General features: G+C 67.2%; 19 protein-coding genes and 1 pseudogene. 7 read left to right on the forward strand and 13 right to left on the reverse strand.

All coding sequences use genetic code 11. The annotated features are described in order from the left end of the window. The first annotated feature begins 31 nt into the window (after window positions 1-31). Window positions 32-568, forward strand: a complete 537-nt coding sequence (locus A5781_RS11805; protein ID WP_067205424.1) for a hypothetical protein — start codon at window positions 32-34, stop codon at window positions 566-568. On the opposite strand, the pseudogene A5781_RS11810 reads toward A5781_RS11805, so the two are convergent. From A5781_RS11810 to A5781_RS11835, 5 genes and pseudogenes are all read right to left on the reverse strand, one after another. After that, a pseudogene (locus tag A5781_RS11810) lies at window positions 565-979 on the reverse strand (DUF302 domain-containing protein); the annotation flags it as partial. The gene A5781_RS11805 and the pseudogene A5781_RS11810 overlap by 4 nt on opposite strands. A gap of 110 nt (window positions 980-1,089) precedes the next feature. Continuing rightward, the gene (locus A5781_RS24975; protein ID WP_082939309.1) at window positions 1,090-2,082 is read right to left on the reverse strand and encodes a zinc-binding alcohol dehydrogenase family protein; all 993 of its coding nucleotides are present in this window, start codon (window positions 2,080-2,082) and stop codon (window positions 1,090-1,092) included. Between the two features lie 276 nt (window positions 2,083-2,358). Next, the gene (locus A5781_RS11825) at window positions 2,359-2,850 is read right to left on the reverse strand and encodes a DUF302 domain-containing protein (protein ID WP_067205434.1); all 492 of its coding nucleotides are present in this window, start codon (window positions 2,848-2,850) and stop codon (window positions 2,359-2,361) included. A gap of 69 nt (window positions 2,851-2,919) precedes the next feature. Next, window positions 2,920-4,008, reverse strand: a complete 1,089-nt coding sequence (locus A5781_RS11830; RefSeq protein WP_067205437.1) for an NmrA family NAD(P)-binding protein — start codon at window positions 4,006-4,008, stop codon at window positions 2,920-2,922. 8 nt (window positions 4,009-4,016) lie between these two features. Beyond that, window positions 4,017-5,189, reverse strand: coding sequence for a thiolase family protein (locus tag A5781_RS11835; RefSeq protein WP_067205440.1), 1,173 nt, complete (start codon window positions 5,187-5,189; stop codon window positions 4,017-4,019). A gap of 94 nt (window positions 5,190-5,283) precedes the next feature. Here A5781_RS11835 and A5781_RS11840 point away from each other — a divergent pair, with 94 nt between their 5' ends. Continuing rightward, window positions 5,284-5,757, forward strand: a complete 474-nt coding sequence (locus A5781_RS11840) for a helix-turn-helix domain-containing protein (RefSeq protein WP_067205444.1) — start codon at window positions 5,284-5,286, stop codon at window positions 5,755-5,757. On the opposite strand, the gene rsgA is transcribed toward A5781_RS11840, so the two are convergent. Together rsgA and aroA are read right to left on the reverse strand one after the other, a co-directional pair. Further along, a complete protein-coding gene (rsgA, locus tag A5781_RS11845) occupies window positions 5,744-6,736 on the reverse strand; it encodes a ribosome small subunit-dependent GTPase A (RefSeq protein WP_067205447.1) in 993 nt (330 codons plus the stop codon). The genes A5781_RS11840 and rsgA overlap by 14 nt on opposite strands. Further along, window positions 6,733-8,016 (reverse strand): 3-phosphoshikimate 1-carboxyvinyltransferase, encoded by a 1,284-nt coding sequence (gene aroA, locus A5781_RS11850; protein WP_156624567.1) that lies wholly within the window; start codon window positions 8,014-8,016, stop codon window positions 6,733-6,735. Before aroA ends, rsgA begins: the two co-directional genes overlap by 4 nt. A 44-nt stretch (window positions 8,017-8,060) precedes the next feature. Here aroA and A5781_RS11855 point away from each other — a divergent pair, with 44 nt between their 5' ends. Next, window positions 8,061-8,822, forward strand: coding sequence for an SOS response-associated peptidase (locus tag A5781_RS11855; protein WP_067205453.1), 762 nt, complete (start codon window positions 8,061-8,063; stop codon window positions 8,820-8,822). Here A5781_RS11855 and A5781_RS11860 read toward each other — a convergent pair. The 3 genes from A5781_RS11860 to A5781_RS11870 all read right to left on the reverse strand — a co-directional run bounded on the left by A5781_RS11860 (window position 8,819) and on the right by A5781_RS11870 (window position 10,483). Then, window positions 8,819-9,070, reverse strand: coding sequence for a hypothetical protein (locus A5781_RS11860; RefSeq protein WP_067205456.1), 252 nt, complete (start codon window positions 9,068-9,070; stop codon window positions 8,819-8,821). The genes A5781_RS11855 and A5781_RS11860 overlap by 4 nt on opposite strands. Before the next feature lie 65 nt (window positions 9,071-9,135). Next, window positions 9,136-9,621, reverse strand: coding sequence for a YbaK/EbsC family protein (locus A5781_RS11865; protein WP_067205460.1), 486 nt, complete (start codon window positions 9,619-9,621; stop codon window positions 9,136-9,138). 13 nt (window positions 9,622-9,634) lie between these two features. Then, complete coding sequence (locus A5781_RS11870; protein ID WP_067205464.1) at window positions 9,635-10,483, reverse strand: NAD(P)-dependent oxidoreductase; 849 nt, start codon at window positions 10,481-10,483, stop codon at window positions 9,635-9,637. Window positions 10,484-10,765: 282 nt separating this feature from the next. Here A5781_RS11870 and A5781_RS11875 point away from each other — a divergent pair, with 282 nt between their 5' ends. Further along, a complete protein-coding gene (locus A5781_RS11875) occupies window positions 10,766-11,413 on the forward strand; it encodes a sigma-70 family RNA polymerase sigma factor (protein WP_197503806.1) in 648 nt (215 codons plus the stop codon). Next, window positions 11,410-11,712, forward strand: coding sequence for a mycothiol system anti-sigma-R factor (gene rsrA, locus A5781_RS11880; RefSeq protein ID WP_067205468.1), 303 nt, complete (start codon window positions 11,410-11,412; stop codon window positions 11,710-11,712). Before A5781_RS11875 ends, rsrA begins: the two co-directional genes overlap by 4 nt. A 7-nt stretch (window positions 11,713-11,719) precedes the next feature. Here the strand turns inward: rsrA and A5781_RS26550 are convergent, their stop codons facing one another. Then, window positions 11,720-11,794, reverse strand: coding sequence for a 50S ribosomal protein bL37 (locus tag A5781_RS26550; RefSeq protein WP_011728008.1), 75 nt, complete (start codon window positions 11,792-11,794; stop codon window positions 11,720-11,722). A 207-nt stretch (window positions 11,795-12,001) separates the two neighbouring features. On the opposite strand from A5781_RS26550, the gene A5781_RS11885 reads away from it, so the two are divergent. After that, window positions 12,002-12,217, forward strand: coding sequence for a biotin/lipoyl-binding carrier protein (locus A5781_RS11885; RefSeq protein ID WP_066956294.1), 216 nt, complete (start codon window positions 12,002-12,004; stop codon window positions 12,215-12,217). Between the two features lie 59 nt (window positions 12,218-12,276). Next, the gene (locus A5781_RS11890) at window positions 12,277-13,776 is read left to right on the forward strand and encodes a sensor histidine kinase (RefSeq protein WP_067205472.1); all 1,500 of its coding nucleotides are present in this window, start codon (window positions 12,277-12,279) and stop codon (window positions 13,774-13,776) included. Between the two features lie 73 nt (window positions 13,777-13,849). Here the strand turns inward: A5781_RS11890 and whiB1 are convergent, their stop codons facing one another. Beyond that, window positions 13,850-14,104 (reverse strand): transcriptional regulator WhiB1, encoded by a 255-nt coding sequence (gene whiB1 / locus A5781_RS11895; protein WP_067205475.1) that lies wholly within the window; start codon window positions 14,102-14,104, stop codon window positions 13,850-13,852. Window positions 14,105-14,385: 281 nt separating this feature from the next. Then, window positions 14,386-15,357, reverse strand: a complete 972-nt coding sequence (locus tag A5781_RS11900; RefSeq protein ID WP_067205480.1) for a diacylglycerol kinase family protein — start codon at window positions 15,355-15,357, stop codon at window positions 14,386-14,388. Between the last annotated feature and the right edge of the window lie 76 nt (window positions 15,358-15,433).

Consider the following 15,433-nt stretch of genomic DNA (forward strand, 5'->3'; position numbering starts at 1 on the left):
CGGTTCGACGGCCGGGACTACGCTCGGAAACATGCTCGCAGCGTTTGGATTCGAAACCATGGGTGTGGTCGTCGGGGACATGTTCTTCGTCGACCCGCGCCCGCTCGAAGGTCAGGAAACCCCGGAGCGGGGAGTCAGGCTGGAACTGCGCCTGGTCGACCGGGACGAGCCCCAGGGCTCGATCTACGCCGGCGTCCCGATCTCGTTTAATCGCCCGGTGTGGCGGGTGGACCTGTTCGGATCCACCGAGAGCCCGCCCGGCACGCTGGACCGGGCCCATCATCACCCCCGGTTCGACGGGTGGGAACCTGGCCGCCGGAATTTCGTCCCCGAGCTGTCGGCCGACCCCGTCGCTTGGCTGGCCGAGCAGCTGGCCGACCCGGCCGCCGTGCTGGCCCGGGCGGGCGTCGACCCCGGCGAGGTCAGCGAGGCCGACAAGGCCGGCCTCGCGGCGGCGGCCCCGGAGATCGTGGCAGCGGTGAAGCGGATGCTCGACGGCGTGCGCGACGGTAACTTGGCCCCGGCGCCGCCCGAGCCGGTCGCGGCCGCCCGCACCGGCTGGCTCTAGGCGGTTACCTTTTCGGCCATGGAGGCCAGCTTGGCGTCGAGTTGTTCTGCGGCGCCGAGCAATCCGGGATTGGGTTCGACGACTATCAGCGACGACGGCCTGACATAGGTCAGGCTGCTGCCGGCCCCCTCGTCGGCCAGCAACAGCTCGACCGGTGCGAACAGGCCCGCCGTCACGTCGTGGCGCAGCATCGTGATGGCGATCAACGGATTGCCGAGGATGACGCGGATCGCTTTGCGGCGCACGCCGACCTTGGTGATCCAGGCGCCGTGGTCGACGACACCGAACAACATGAATCCGCTTGGCCCGACACGGGGTTCGATGCGCTCCCGGTAGGAACCCAGCTATCGGTGCTCGCCCGATGTCGTTGATCGGCACCGGCCTTTCCCCGATGTCGTTCAGCAACGCGGCGATCCGCACCGGTGTCGTGCGCCCAGGCGGGCACGACGGGCGCGAAGGCCTGGTTTCCCGCTGCCGTTACTTACCGGGTTCGGTGAAGGCGAAGCCAACGTGATGGAGCCTCAAGGCTTTACCTCGATCACCACTTTGCCCATCGGGCCGTCAGCCAGGCGTTCGAAGGCTTGCGGCAACTGCTCGAACGGAAACGCACGGTCGACCAGTGGCCGAGCGCCGGAGCGGGCCAAAATGCCCAAGAGGTCGTGCCAGCCGGCGCGATGCTGCTCCGGTGTGTAGTAGCTGAGAGCCATTGCGCCGATTCGCAGCCAGCGCGAAAAGAGCGTGCCCGTGTAGAAGTTGGGCACCGGGCCTCCGAGTTCTCCCACCAAGCTGAGTCTTCCCGAATCGCCCATCGCATCGATGACTTCAGGAAACAGCGTGCCCCCGATCGTGTCGACTGCCAGGTTCACCCCGCCTCCATTCAGGGCATCCTTCACACCAGCTCGCCACTGCGGGTCCTCAGGGTTGAATGTGAACGTCGCTCCGAGTTCCTTGAGGCGCCGTTGCTTTTCCTCGCTGCGCGAAAGCGCTATGACCGTGTGGCCCATCGCCGCCGCCAGTTGCACAGCCGCAACTCCGACCCCGCCGGACGCGCCGGTGACCAGGACCGCTGAGTTTGGCTTGAGCGGTTCCCACATGGTGAGCGCACGGTACGCCGATAGATAAACGACGGCGGCGCCCGACGACTGCTCTTCGGTCCAACCCGTGGGGATCTCCGCTAAGTTAGCTGCCGGTATCGACACTTGCTCGGCAAACATGCCCCAGCGGAGAAGTCCCACATCACTGCGCAGAAGAACGCGCTGGTCGCCCACCTGCACATCTTCGACGCCTTTACCAATTTTGATCACTTGCCCGACGCCGTCCCGACCCAGCACGTGCGGCGCAGGCGGGTATACGGGATATGGGTACCGCCTCTCTGCCATCATCCGGTCGGCAGGATTCAAGCCCGCGTAGTGGACTCGCATCACCACTTCACCGTCATTCGGGACCGGATCAGGCACGTCGGCCAGGGTCAAATGATCTATCCCTGCATGTCCATCCCACAGCCACGCTTTCATAACTGCTTCTCCTCGTGCCTATTCGCGTAGCCCAGCAACCGCGACCACTACGCGATCCAATGAGTCGGATGCGGTATCTGTGCTGCGGGCGCCTCAGGTGTGCGGATGCAACCTGCCATGGCCAATGCTTTCGCCACGGCAGCGTTTCTCGATCCCCTGCGCGCTCGTGCGGTGCATAGCGAAAGATTACTTACCGACGGGATCTCCCAACGTGTCAATCGTCTGCAGCGCGTCCACACTATTTCCCGCAACGACCGCCGCGCTGAGAAAGTTGCGTCACGAGCCGCTGGTCACCTTGGAAGCCAGCGCGGCCAGCTTGGCATCGAGTTCTTCAGCGGCGCTGAGCAATTCGGGGTTGGGCTCGACGACCATCAGCGACGACGGCTTGACGTAGGTCAGGCTGCTGCCGGCCGGCTCGTCCAGGATCAAGAGCTCGACGGGGGCGAACAGGCCGGCTATCACGTCGTGGCGCAGCATCGTGATCGCGATCAACGGGTTGCCGAGAATCACGCGGATCGCCTTGCGGTCGATGCCGGCCTTGGGGATCCACGCGCCGTGGTCGACGACACCGAACAGCATGAATCCGCTCGGCCCGACGTGGGGTTCGACGCGCTCCCGGTAGGACTCCCAGCTGTCGCTACTCGTCGCGATGTCGTTGATCGGGACGGGCCGCTCGCCGATGTCGGCCAGCAGCGCGGCGAGCAGCTCCTCGTAGCTCTTGGTGCTGTCGTAGCGCACCCGCACGCCGTCGAACCGGATCTCGGTCATCGGACCGCCCCCGAAAGACCAGTTGAATGCGAATATTCCATGTCTCAGTGCACCTTTCAGACGCCGGGCCTACAGTTTCCCTGCCCTTTGATCCTCACCAATCTTGAGAATCGGTGTCCGGTTCTCCGGTTGAACCCTCTCCCAGAGGCCTCCCTTGCCCAGTGCCCTTCCTAACCGGTCTTCTCTGCGGAACCACTCCTCGGCACTCCTGATCCGATTCGGGTGCACCTCATCGAGCAGACCGTAATCGCGTTTGACGACTCCGCACTTCCAGAGATTCCAGAATCCCGTGAAATTGTCCCGGATGTTCATGGTGCTCTTGTCGTTTGGGTCGGCGTTGTACCCAGCAGGGGCATCTGCGGCTCTACTGAGGGGACCGGTTTTCCAGTACGTGTCTAGATCGGTGTCGATGTACCGCGCCGGATGCCCGGTGACCTTCTCGAACGCCGCAGCAAGATCCGAATAGGCGATATGGTCGATAGCGACTTCGAGATCCATGCCGTTCGCGCGGTCGGGATGGTCGAAAAGCCAACGGACATAAAACCCGCAATCTTCGAGAGCCACATGGGGCACCGCACCCTCACCGAGCGGAACCCGCCACGTCACGACACCGTCCTCGACGGTAGGCGTCATGGGCGTCCCGGGTGAGATCACCATCTCGATGTACGGGCCCGACGTGAAGACCGCCGCTCCCATCCGATCGCGATTCACCTGATTCTGGAACAGGATCCACTCACCCACCCGGCCCTTGCCGTCGTAGTGGCCGGTCCGGAATCGAGAGTCATATCCCGACTTTTTGAGCCCATAGTCGAGGTTTCCGTAGACGAAGAACTTGATTCCTTCTTCGATGGCTATCTCGTAACTGCGTATTGCCCAATACATCTCGGTTTTTTCGCCGGTGTTGAACCCGTCGATGTTGACGAATGCTGCATCACAACCTCGGAATCCTTCCCGCAGGATCGCTTCGTCGGCGAATGAACCTTCCAGGACGGACACGTTGTCGAGGGCGAGAAGGTCCTTCGCTCGTCGGGAGGCGGGGTCGCGGGTGAGGAATCGAACGGAGTATTTGTTGTCGGCGACCAGGGCACGGATGATGGGCATTCCCTGGGCGCCCGTGCCGCCTACGACAAAGACTTTCGCGATGCTGTTCGAAGGCATCGTCGGTGTCACAGCCGCTCGATGATGGTGGCGTTGGCCATGCCGCCGCCCTCGCACATCGTCTGCAGCCCATACCGCCCGCCGCGCTGCTCGAGCGCGTTGACCAGTGTGGTCATGATGCGGGCACCGCTGGCGCCCAGCGGGTGGCCGATCGCGATGGCGCCGCCGTTGACGTTGGTCTTGGCCAGATCGGCGCCGGTGTCGTGCGCCCACGCGAGCACGACGGGCGCAAAGGCCTCGTTCACCTCGAACAGGTCGATGTCGGCCAGCGTCAGCCCGGCCCGGTGAAGCACCTTTTCAGTGGCGGGGATGACCCCGGTCAGCATGTAGAGCGGATCGGAGCCGACCACGGTGGTGGTGTGGATGCGGGCCAGCGGCCGCAGGCCGAGCTTCTTCGCAACGTCGCTGGTGGTGATCATGACCGCGGCGCTGCCGTCGGAGAGCGGCGAGGAGTTGCCGGCGGTGATCTCCCAATTGATCTGCGGGAAACGGGCTTTCATCGCCTCGCTGTAGAACGCCGGCCGCAGCCCGGCCAGCGTTTCGACCGTCGTACCGGGCCGGATGAATTCGTCGGTGGCCAGGCCGGCGATCGGGATCAGCTCGTTGTCGAACAGGCCGTCCTTGGTGGCGCGGGCGGCCTTGTCGTGGCTGCCGGCGGAGAACTCGTCGAGCTGGGTCCGCGAGAAGCCCCACCGCGCGGCGATCAGTTCGGCGCTGATGCCCTGCGGCACCAGGCCGTCGGGGTAGCGCCGGGTCATGTCGTCGCCGAAGGGATTGCTGCCCGGCAGCACCGAGGTGCCCATCGGGACGCGGCCCATGGATTCCACGCCGGCGGCGACGACGATGTCGTAGGCACCGGAAAGCACGCCCTGGGCGGCGAAGCTGATGGCCTGCTGGCTGCTGCCGCACTGCCGGTCGATCGTGACGCCGGGAACCGACTCGGGAAATCCGGCGCCCAGCAATGCGTTCCGGGCGATATTGACCGCCTGGTCGCCGACCTGGGCGACGGCACCGGCGATGACGTCGTCGATCTGCGCGGGGTCCACACCGGTGCGCGCCACCACTTCGCGCAGGCTGTGCGCGAGCAGGTCGGCGGGCAGCACCTCGTGCAGCGCCCCGCTGGGCTTGCCCTTGCCGATCGGGGTGCGGACGGCCCCGACGATCACGGCGTCGCGGTTCATGGCTCCTCCTTGAGTCCCAGGATCTAGGTATTGATCGCTGTACCCAGGTAAACATCTAGGTACACTAAAAGCAACCCAGCCCGGGAGGTGATTTATGACACTGCTGCAGGGACCGCTGGCCGACCGCGATGCCTGGTCGGCCGTGGGCGAGTGCGCGATCGAGAAGACGATGGGGCTGCTGGGCACCAAATCCGCGATGCTCATCATGCGCGAGGCGTACTACGGCACGACCCGCTTCGATGACTTCGCCCGCCGGGTGGGCATCACCAAGGCCGCCACTTCGGCGCGGCTGTCCGAGCTGGTCGAACTGGGGCTGCTGAAGCGTCAGCCGTACCACGAGCCCGGGCAGCGGCGTCGGGAAGAGTATGTGCTCACCGAGGCCGGCATCGACTTCATGCCCGTGGTCTGGGCGATGTTCGAGTGGGGCCGGCGCCATTTGCCGGGGCGCAATCGCCTCCGGCTCACCCATCTCGGCTGTGGCGCCGAGGCGAGCGTCGAAATCCGTTGCGCTGAAGGCCACAAGGTGGCGCCCGACGAACTCGGCATGCGGCTGGCTAAGTCTGGTTGAGCGCTTTCAGCAGCCGCCGGGCCGCGGCCACGCGGCGGGCGGCGGGGCCGGACAGGGTGTCGAGCGCGCATTCGGGGTCCGCCGGCGGCCCCATGTGTCCGCAGCCGCGCGGGCAGTCCTCGATCGCCTCGGCCAGATCCGAGAAGGCCATCAGGACGTCGTCGGGCTCGATGTGCGCCAGCCCGAATGAGCGGATGCCCGGGGTGTCGATCACCCAGCCCGAATGTCCCAGCGGGTCTCTGAAAGGAAAAGCGACCGATTGGGTGGAGGTGTGCCGTCCGCGACCGATGTCGGTGACCTCGCCGACGGCCCGTTCCGCCTCGGGCACAAGGCGATTCACCAACGTGGACTTGCCGACGCCGGAATGCCCCAGCAGCACGGTGATCTTGCCGGCCAGCAGGTCGGCCACCGCGAGCAGCGGATCGTCGCGGCCCGCCACCACCACCGTCAAGTCCAGGTCCACGAAATGCGAGGCGAAGGGCTCTGGCGGGGCGAGGTCGGTCTTGGTCAGGCACAGAATCGGCTTCAGCCCGCCGGCAAAGGCGGCGATGAGCGTCCGGTCGACCAGGCCGGTGCGCGGCGGCGGGTCGGCCAGCGCCACCACGATCAGCAGCTGGTCGGCGTTGGCGACCACCACGCGTTCGGTCGGGTCGGTGTCATCGGCCGTGCGCCGCAACACTGTTCGCCGTTCCCCGCGCCGCACGATGCGCGCCAGCGTGTCCAGTCGCCCGGACACGTCGCCGACCACGTCGACGTCGTCACCGACGACGATTGGGGTGCGGCCCAGTTCGCGGGCCCGCATCGCCGTGACCCGGCGATCGGGGTCCCCGCCGAGCACGCATCCCCAGCGGCCGCGGTCGACGCTGACCACCATCGCGGCCTCGGCGTCGGCGTGCTCGGGACGGGTCTTGGTGCGCGGTCGCGAGCCCCTGCCGGAGCGGACCTTGACGTCGGACTCGTCGTAATCGCCGGGCTTCAAATATCGGACCCCAGCATGTGCGCCCAGAGCTGCGGAAACTCCGGCAGCGTCTTGGAAGTCGACCCGATGTCGTCCACCTGAACCCCGGCCACCCGCAGGCCGACGATCGCGCCCGCCATCGCCATCCGGTGGTCGGCGTAGGCGCGCCAGACGCCGGCGCGCAGCGGTGTCGCGGTGATCACCAGGCCGTCGGGGGTTTCGGAGCAGTCGCCGCCCAGGCGATTGATCTCGGCGCTCAGTGCGGCGAGCCGATCGGTCTCGTGACCGCGCAGGTGGCCGATGCCGGAGAGGCGGGACACCGATCCCGGCTTGGCCAGCGCGGCCAGCGCCGCCACCGCCGGGGTCAGCTCGCCGACCGCGCGCAGGTCGACATCGAAACCGGGGTAGTCGGCGGATCCCTGTACCTCGAGGAACGAATCCCCCTGGGTGACAACGGCGTTCAGCTTGCCCAGCACTGTCAGAATGTGGTCGGCGGGTTGCACGCTGGCCGCCGGCCAGCCGGTGATGCGCACCGTTCCGCCGCTGACCACGGCCGCCGCCAGGAACGGAACGGCGTTCGTCAGGTCGGGCTCCACCTCCCAGTGCCGGGCCGCGACCGGACCGGGGCGCACCCGCCAGCGGTTGGGCACCGAGTCGTCGACGTCGACCCCGGCCTGCCGCAGCATCACCACGGTCATCGCGATGTGCGGCGCCGACGGCAGCGTCGCGCCGGTGTGCTGCACGGTCACGCCCTCGGTGAATGACGCCGCACACAACAGCAGGCCCGACACGAACTGCGACGACGCCGATGCGTCGATGGCCACGGTGCCCCCGGCGACCGATCCGCTGCCGCGCACCCGGAAGGGCAGACCCGCGCCCTCGATCGGCACGCCCAGGCCGCGCAGGGCGTCGAGCAGCGGCGCGATGGGCCGCACCCGGGCCTGCTCGTCCCCGTCGAACTCGACGACCGCTTCGGCCAGCGCCGCCAGCGGCGGGACGAACCGCAGGACCGTACCGGCCAGCCCGCAATCCACGCGCGCGGCGGGCCCGGGAGCGATCCGCCCGCCGACCGTCAGCTCGGAGCCGTCGCCCTCGACGCGCAGGCCCAGGGCGCGCAGCGCGCCGATCATCAGATCGGTGTCCCGGCTGCGCAGCGCCCCGCTGATGGTCGGCGTCCCGTGGCCTTGCGTGGCCGCCAGCGCCGCCAGCACCAGCGCGCGATTGGTCTGCGACTTCGAGCCCGGAACGGTCACGGTCGCGTGCACCGGTTTCGGCGCGCTGGGGGCCGTCCACATACTCACCGGTCCATCATGGCGTGTCACCGGCTTCTGCCACCATGGAAGGTATGTGCGGACGGTTCGCGGTCACCACCGATCCGGCGCTGCTGGCCCAGAAGATCAAGGCGATCGACGAGGCCACCGGCGCCTCCGAAAGTGCCGGGGCGCCCAACTACAACGTGGCCCCCACGTCGACCATCGCGACCGTCGTGAGCCGGCACACCGACCCCGACGACCAGCCCACCCGCCGGGTGCGGCTGATGCGCTGGGGCCTGGTGCCCCCGTGGGCCAAAGCCGGTTCCGACGGGGCGCCCGAGACCAAGGGCCCGATGCTGATCAACGCCCGCGCGGACAAGGTCACCACCTCGCCCGCCTTTCGGTCGAGCGCCAAGTCGAAGCGGTGCCTGATCCCGATGGACGGCTATTACGAATGGCGCGTCAACGACGCCGTCGCGGGCAAGAAGTCGCGCAAGACGCCGTTCTTCATGTACCGCGAGGATGGCGAGCCGCTGTTCATGGCCGGGCTGTGGTCGGTCTGGAAACCGGCCAAAGATGCTCAGCCGCTGCTGAGTTGCACGATCATCACCACCGACGCACCCGGCGAGCTGGCGGAGATCCACGATCGGATGCCGCTGGTGGTCCCGGAGCGGGAGTGGGACCGCTGGCTGGATCCGGACGCCCCGGTCGACGAAAAGCTGCTGGCCCACTCGCCCGACGTGCGCGGCATCCGCATGCGCGAGGTGTCGACGCTGGTCAACAACGTCCGCAACAACGGGCCCCAGCTACTCGAGCCGGCCGGCCCGGAGCCCGAGCAGGCGACCTTGCTTTAGTTGCTGAGAACCAGCTTCCAGTTGCCGTTGACGTTGCGATCCGGCACGCACCAGAAGTTATTCCAGTTGCCCGGAGTGCTGGCCTTCACGCCGGGCCCGGCGTCCTGACAAGCTGCCCGGGTAGAGTAGTTGCCCTCGGTTTGGATCGTGTCGGCGTTGCCGGTGCCCACACCGATCGTCATCAGCCCGGAGAAAGCCAGCACACCGGCGGCGACAATCGTCGCGCCGCGGGATCGCTTCGTCGTCATGGCGGGAGCGTAACGCGACGGCGAGAATTCGACCCGGTTTTCGCGATGGCGCTACTCTCGCGCGGCTACGCGCGGATGTGGGCGGTGATCGCATTGGTCAACCGGATCAGGTCCTGCGGTGAAACCACCACGTCCCAGCCACGCCGGCCGGCGCTGCAGTACACCCGATCCCAGGCCAGGGCGCCGGCGTCCACGACGGTCGGCAGGGCCTTGCGCTGCCCGAACGGCGACACGGCGCCGACGACGTAGCCGGTGGCGCGCTCGGCGGCGGCGGCCTCGGCCATGCCGGCGCTGGCCACGCCCAGCGCCGCGGCGGCCGCCTTCAGCGAGAGCCGGTCCGGCACCGGCAGTATCGCGACCGCGAGCCCGCCCGGCACCGCGACGACCAGGGTCTTGTAGATCTGCTCGGGTGCGACGCCGCGTTCCGTCAGCGCGTGCACCGCTTCGACGCCGAACGAGCGTTCCCGCCGATCGTGGTCGAAGGTGATGACCTCGTGCGGCACACCGGCTTTCGTCAACGCGGCCAGCGCGGGCGTGGCGGCGCGAGCCACGACAGAAACCCGACTACGGCCCCGAGTACCCCGGCGGGTTGACGCCGTCCACCCAGAAGTCGACGCCGAGCTGCCCGCCCGGCACGCAGTTGTAGACCGACAGGTCGGTGACGCCGGACTCCACCAGCACGTCCTCGCACAGCAGGGTGTTGCCGGTGTATTCGCGGGCGGGCTTGTTGAGGATGACGTAGGCCGCGTCGGAGTACACCTCGGGCTTGCGGGCGCGTCCCATCGCCTCGTCACCGCCGAGCAGGTTCTGCACCGCGGCGGTGGCCACCAGCGTGCGGGGCCACAACGTGTTGGACGCGATACCCGCCTCGCGCATCTCCTCGGCGATTCCCAAGGCGCACAGCGTCATGCCGAACTTGGCCATCATGTACGCGGTCGGCTTCAGCCACTCCTTGCCGAGCAGCACCGGCGGGGACAGCGTCAGGATGTGCGGGTTCTGGGCGGCCTTCAGGTGCGGGATGCAGGCCTGCGACACGGCGTAGGTGCCGCGCACCTGGATGCCGTTCATCAGGTCGAACCGCTTCATCGGCACCTCGGTGATGGACCCCAGGTTGATGGCCGACGCATTGTTGACGCAGATGTCGATGCCGCCGAATTGCTCGACGGTCTTGGCCACCGCCGACTCGACTGACTCCGGATCGCGGACGTCCCCGACGATCGGCAGGGCCGCACCGCCCGCCTCCTCGAGCTCCTTGGCGGCGGTGTACACCGTGCCCGGCAGCTTGGGGTGCGGCTCGGCCGTCTTGGCGATCAGGGCGATGTTGGCACCGTCTTGTGCGGCGCGTTTGGCGATCGCCAGGCCGATACCGCGGCTGGCGCCGGAGATGAACATGGTCTTGCCGTTGAGGGACATGGCGTCACATTAACGTCCTGCCGCCATGGGCCGGATGGGGCCCGGAAATAGCGCGTCCGTTAACGCTGTTAAAAGAGTCGGTCTCTGATGTTATGTGGGCGCACCCGGGCAGACACTGTCGGTGGCAGCCTCTAGATTGGGAGGAGCGGTTTGGTGTCAGCGGCGACGAGCCTGTTGGACAGTCCAACGGGTGCCGAGCAGTTGGCTTGCTTTCTCGCAAGCCCGGTGGCGCTTTCGGTGCTGCCCGGCGACACCGCAGCAGAAGGGACCGGGGTAATCGACATGGCCGACACAGACGGCGCAACAGCACAGGAGATTCCCGATCCCGCACCGCCGGAGACGGACGCCGAGCTGATGGCGCGCTTCGAGCGCGACGCGATTCCGCTGTTGGACCAGCTCTACGGCGGTGCGCTGCGCATGACGCGCAATCCCGCCGACGCCGAAGACCTGCTGCAAGAGACGATGGTGAAGGCCTTCGCGGGGTTCCGCTCGTTCCGGGCCGGCACCAACCTCAAGGCCTGGCTGTACCGGATCCTGACCAACACCTACATCAACAGCTACCGCAAGAGGCAGCGCCAGCCGGCCGAATACCCGACCGAAGAGATCACTGACTGGCAGCTGGCGTCCAACGCCGAGCACTCGTCCACCGGGCTGCGCTCGGCCGAGGTCGAGGCGCTCGAGGCGCTGCCCGACAACGAGATCAAAGAAGCGCTGCAGGCGCTGCCGGAAGAATTCCGGATGGCCGTCTACTACGCCGATGTCGAGGGTTTTCCGTACAAGGAAATCGCCGAGATCATGGACACGCCCATCGGGACGGTAATGTCACGGCTACACCGCGGCCGGCGTCAACTGCGTGGGCTGCTGGCTGACGTGGCCAAGGAGCGGGGCTTCAACCGCGGCCACCAGGCGCACGAGGAGGTGTCGTCATGAGTGAGTTCTCCAGCCCCGGCGACACGTGCCCTAATGACGACGACCACGGCGCGGTCGGCTGTGCCGAGGTGATCCGCCAGGTTTGGCTCCTACTCGACGGTGAATGCACCCCGGAGTCGCGGGACCAGCTGCGCCGCCACCTGGAGGCGTGCCCCGGTTGCTTCAAGCATTACGGCCTCGAGGAGCGGATCAAGGCGTTGATCGCCACCAAATGCAGAGGCGAGAAGGCCCCCGACGGCCTGCGCGAGCGGCTACGGCTGGAGATCCGGCGGACCACCATCATCCGCGAGACGCAGTAGCGGGTCCTCAGGCGTTGGGCCGCTTGCCGTGGTTGGCTTTGCTGTGCTTGCGGTCGCGCTTCTTACGGCCACGCTTGGCCATGGGTCGAACCTCCATTGATTTGGTCATTGATCCGGGCGCCCGGCGCCCGTCAGCCTGCCGCACAGTCTCTCACGAAAGACCCGCCCGGCCACAACGCCCCGTGCGCCGCGGTCCCGACCCCTCCTGTGGTTCGATGTACGTGAGCCTGACGAAAGCTTGATGGACCAGTAGCCAGCCTGCGCAATGGCCGAAACGAGTGGGGTGAAGATGGCCGAGGATGTGCGCGCCGAGATCGTGGCCAGCGTGCTCGAAGTCGTAGTGAACGAGGGTGACCAGATCGGCAAAGGCGACATCGTGGTGCTGCTGGAGTCGATGAAGATGGAGATTCCCGTCTTGGCTGAGGTCGACGGCACCATCAGCAAGGTGAGCGTCGCGGTGGGCGATGTCATCCAGGCGGGCGACCTGATTGCTGTGATCAGCTAGGCCGCGGAAAAGTTTGGACCGTCCTGTCTGCTGCCGGGGAATGGCCCGGGGAGTGAGTGATGTCGACTCTCGGTGATCTGCTTGCCGAACACACCGTGTTGCCGGGCAACGCGGTGGACCACCTGCACGCGGTCGTGGGGGAGTGGCAGCTGCTGGCGGACCTGTCGTTCGCCGACTATCTGATGTGGGTTCGCCGCGACGACGGCATGTTGGTGTGTGTGGCGCAGTGCCGGCCGAACACCGCGCCCACGGTGCTCGTCACCGACTCGGTGGGCAGTGTCGTCGCCGCCGACCGGCTGGCGCTGGTCGCCGAGACCTTCGAGTCCGGCACCGCCCAGCGGGATGGCGATGCGGGCCAACAGGATTCGTGGCTGCCCGGCCCGCACGTCGAGGCGACCCCGGTGCGATACGGCGGCCGGGTGGTGGCCGTGCTCACCCGGCATCAGACGGCCGTCGCGGCCGACCGCACGTCCGGCCACCTGGAGACGGCATACCGGGAATGCGCCGGCGATCTGGTCCACATGCTCGCCGACGGCACCTTCCCCGACGTGGGCGACGTGGTCATGTCCCGCTCCACCCCGCGGGCGGGCGATGGCTTCATCCGGTTGGACGTCAACGGCGTCGTCGCCTACGCCAGCCCCAACGCGGTGTCGGCCTACCACCGGATGGGCCTGACGTCCGAGCTGGAGGGCCGCAGCCTGGTCAAGGTGACCCGGCCGCTGATCTCGGACCCCTTCGAGGCGCAGGAGCTGGCCGAGCACGTCCTGAACCTGCTGGCCGGTGGTAAGAGCATGCGCATGGAGGTCGACGCCGGCGGCGCCACGGTGCTGCTGCGGACGCTCCCGTTGGTGGTCGACGGCGCGAGCGCCGGTGCCGCCGTGCTGATCCGGGACGTCACCGAGGTGAAGCGCCGCGACCGGGCCCTGATCTCCAAGGACGCCACCATCCGCGAGATCCACCACCGGGTGAAGAACAACCTGCAGACGGTGGCGGCACTGCTGCGCCTGCAGGCCCGCCGGACGGTCAACGCCGAAGGGCGCGAAGCCCTGATCGAGTCGGTGCGCCGGGTCTCGTCCATCGCGTTGGTGCACGACGCGCTCTCGATGTCCGTCGACGAACAGGTCAACCTCGACGAGGTCATCGACCGGATTCTGCCGATCATGAACGACGTGGCGTCAGTGGACCGGCCGATCCGGATCAACCGGGTCGGCGACCTCGGCGTGCTGGACTCCGACCGGGCGACGGCCCTGATCATGGTGATCACCGAACTGGTTCAGAACGCGATCGAGCACGCGTTCGATCCTGCGGTCGAAGCGGGATCGGTGACCATCCGCGCCGAGCGTTCGGCGCGCTGGCTCGACGTCGTTGTCCACGACGACGGCCGCGGGTTGCCGGAAGGCTTCAACCTGGAGACGTCCGACAGCCTCGGCCTGCAGATCGTGCGGACGCTGGTGTCTGCGGAACTCGACGGCACGCTGGGCATGCGCCAAGCCCCGGCTCGCGGCACCGACGTGGTGTTGCGGGTACCGATCGGCCGGCGGGCCCGACTGGCCATCTAGGCGTTCAAAGTGCGCCCCACACAACAGTGCGGCCCCGACTTTCGTCGAGGCCGCACTGTTTGCTCTGACTGAGTCAGACTCCGCTACGGGCCTTCGTCCGGGCATTGCGACGCTTGAGTGCGCGCCGCTCGTCTTCGCTCATGCCGCCCCAGACGCCCGAGTCCTGGCCGGTGTTCAGGGCCCACGACAGGCAATCCGTGGTCACCGAGCACCGATTGCAGACCAGTTTCGCGTCAGCGATCTGCGCGAGCGCCGGGCCGCTGTTCCCTACCGGGAAGAACAGCTCCGGGTCCTCGTCGCGACAGACCGCCTTGTGGCGCCAATCCATACGTCCTACTCCTCACTGAGTGCGCAGCAAGGCGCACGGCCAATTTTCTTCGGCTGTTAACGCGTGCACAAGAAAAGGGTCCGTACCCCTATCTAAATTCCTGCATGCAACCTTTTGATCGTTTCACAGGCCCAACAGATGTCAATAGCCTCGAGTTCGCTCGTGGGCTATCTCACTTCGATCGTTCCGTAGTCGGGCCATTACTCCGTTGTACTACACTCACCGGCCACTCACGAGGAAAAACTTCGCCGCGTGGCCGGCGGTCGCTGCGTTTGCGCAGCTCAGAAGGTGTTTTTCTGGGGAGGTGCTACCACCGCCAGCGCGTCGGGTACCGCTTTGAACGTCATGCTTTCGCGCACGCCGAGGTAATCCCCGTCGAACTGGCAGGCGACCGGGCCGCCGGTCGAGGTGACGCGCAAGCAGGGCACGTCGTCCTCGGTGATGAGGTGGTCGAAGTCGAACTTGGGCCGCTTAGCGAACATCTGCCGCACGATGCGAAGGGTGGGGATCGTTTTCATGCTCTTGGGTGCGAACACGCCCAGCCCGGACTCGAAGGTGCAGCCGGGATTGGTCCACACCGGCCGCTCGTTGGCGAACGTCCACGGGCTGGAGTTGGACACGAACGCGAAACTCACCCCCGTGATGGGTTCGCGGCCGGGCAGTTCAAGGGTGAGCATCGGTTCGCGGCGCGTATAGCCCCACACGGCGGGCACCGCCGCGCGAATGTAGCGCCAGGCCGTGACCTTGCCGCCCTTGTCGCGTTCGGCCTCGACCGCGGCCACCACCTCGGCGTCGACCCCCATGCCGGTGTTGAACACGGCCCACCGCTCACCGCAGTCGATCAGGCCGATGCGGCGCCAGGCGTGGTGGTGGCGATAGTCGTCGAGGAGCTGGATGAGCTGGTTGGTGGCGGCCACCGGGTCCCGCGAGATCCCCAGCGACCGCGCCAGCACATTCGCCGAACCGCCGGGAACCACCGCGACCGCCGGCACCGGGCCGGAGTGCCCCGAAACCGCGCCGGGACGCCCGAGCAGGCCGTTGACCACCCCGCTCACCGTACCGTCGCCGCCGTGCACCACGACCAGGTCGACGCCGTCCGCGACCGCTTTCTCGGCGAGTTCGGTGCCGTGACCGCGGTGACTGGTGTGTTCGACGGTGAGCTCTAGGCGGCTCTTGAGCGCGTTCGCCAGCAGGTCGCGACCGGCCGGGGTGGTGGTGGTGGCTGTGGGGTTCACGATCAGCACGGCGCGCATGAAGCACGAGCTTATGCGGGCCGGTTAAGGCCACGCTGTGGGGAACTCCTCGGCGGCCGGGGTGACTACGCTGACG

The organism is Mycobacterium sp. 852002-30065_SCH5024008, from assembly GCF_001665645.1.
In the GTDB taxonomy this organism is placed as follows: Bacteria; Actinomycetota; Actinomycetes; order Mycobacteriales; family Mycobacteriaceae; genus Mycobacterium; species Mycobacterium paraffinicum.

What these genes read in the sequence shown, in the direction of transcription:
- A5781_RS11825 (WP_067205434.1), bottom strand. Translation starts at nt 2,850, where the DNA reads ATGACCGAGATCCGGTTCGACGGCGTGCGGGTGCGCTACGACAGCACC.
- A5781_RS11805 (WP_067205424.1), top strand. Translation starts at nt 32, where the DNA reads ATGCTCGCAGCGTTTGGATTCGAAACCATGGGTGTGGTCGTCGGGGAC.
- A5781_RS11840 (WP_067205444.1), top strand. Translation starts at nt 5,284, where the DNA reads ATGACACTGCTGCAGGGACCGCTGGCCGACCGCGATGCCTGGTCGGCC.
- A5781_RS11900 (WP_067205480.1), bottom strand. Translation starts at nt 15,357, where the DNA reads ATGCGCGCCGTGCTGATCGTGAACCCCACAGCCACCACCACCACCCCG.
- A5781_RS11890 (WP_067205472.1), top strand. Translation starts at nt 12,277, where the DNA reads ATGTCGACTCTCGGTGATCTGCTTGCCGAACACACCGTGTTGCCGGGC.
- whiB1 (WP_067205475.1), bottom strand. Translation starts at nt 14,104, where the DNA reads ATGGATTGGCGCCACAAGGCGGTCTGTCGCGACGAGGACCCGGAGCTG.
- A5781_RS11835 (WP_067205440.1), bottom strand. Translation starts at nt 5,189, where the DNA reads ATGAACCGCGACGCCGTGATCGTCGGGGCCGTCCGCACCCCGATCGGC.
- A5781_RS11860 (WP_067205456.1), bottom strand. Translation starts at nt 9,070, where the DNA reads ATGACGACGAAGCGATCCCGCGGCGCGACGATTGTCGCCGCCGGTGTG.
- A5781_RS11870 (WP_067205464.1), bottom strand. Translation starts at nt 10,483, where the DNA reads ATGTCCCTCAACGGCAAGACCATGTTCATCTCCGGCGCCAGCCGCGGT.
- A5781_RS11830 (WP_067205437.1), bottom strand. Translation starts at nt 4,008, where the DNA reads ATGCCTTCGAACAGCATCGCGAAAGTCTTTGTCGTAGGCGGCACGGGC.
- A5781_RS11855 (WP_067205453.1), top strand. Translation starts at nt 8,061, where the DNA reads ATGTGCGGACGGTTCGCGGTCACCACCGATCCGGCGCTGCTGGCCCAG.
- rsrA (WP_067205468.1), top strand. Translation starts at nt 11,410, where the DNA reads ATGAGTGAGTTCTCCAGCCCCGGCGACACGTGCCCTAATGACGACGAC.
- A5781_RS11875 (WP_197503806.1), top strand. Translation starts at nt 10,766, where the DNA reads ATGGCCGACACAGACGGCGCAACAGCACAGGAGATTCCCGATCCCGCA.
- A5781_RS11885 (WP_066956294.1), top strand. Translation starts at nt 12,002, where the DNA reads ATGGCCGAGGATGTGCGCGCCGAGATCGTGGCCAGCGTGCTCGAAGTC.
- A5781_RS24975 (WP_082939309.1), bottom strand. Translation starts at nt 2,082, where the DNA reads ATGAAAGCGTGGCTGTGGGATGGACATGCAGGGATAGATCATTTGACC.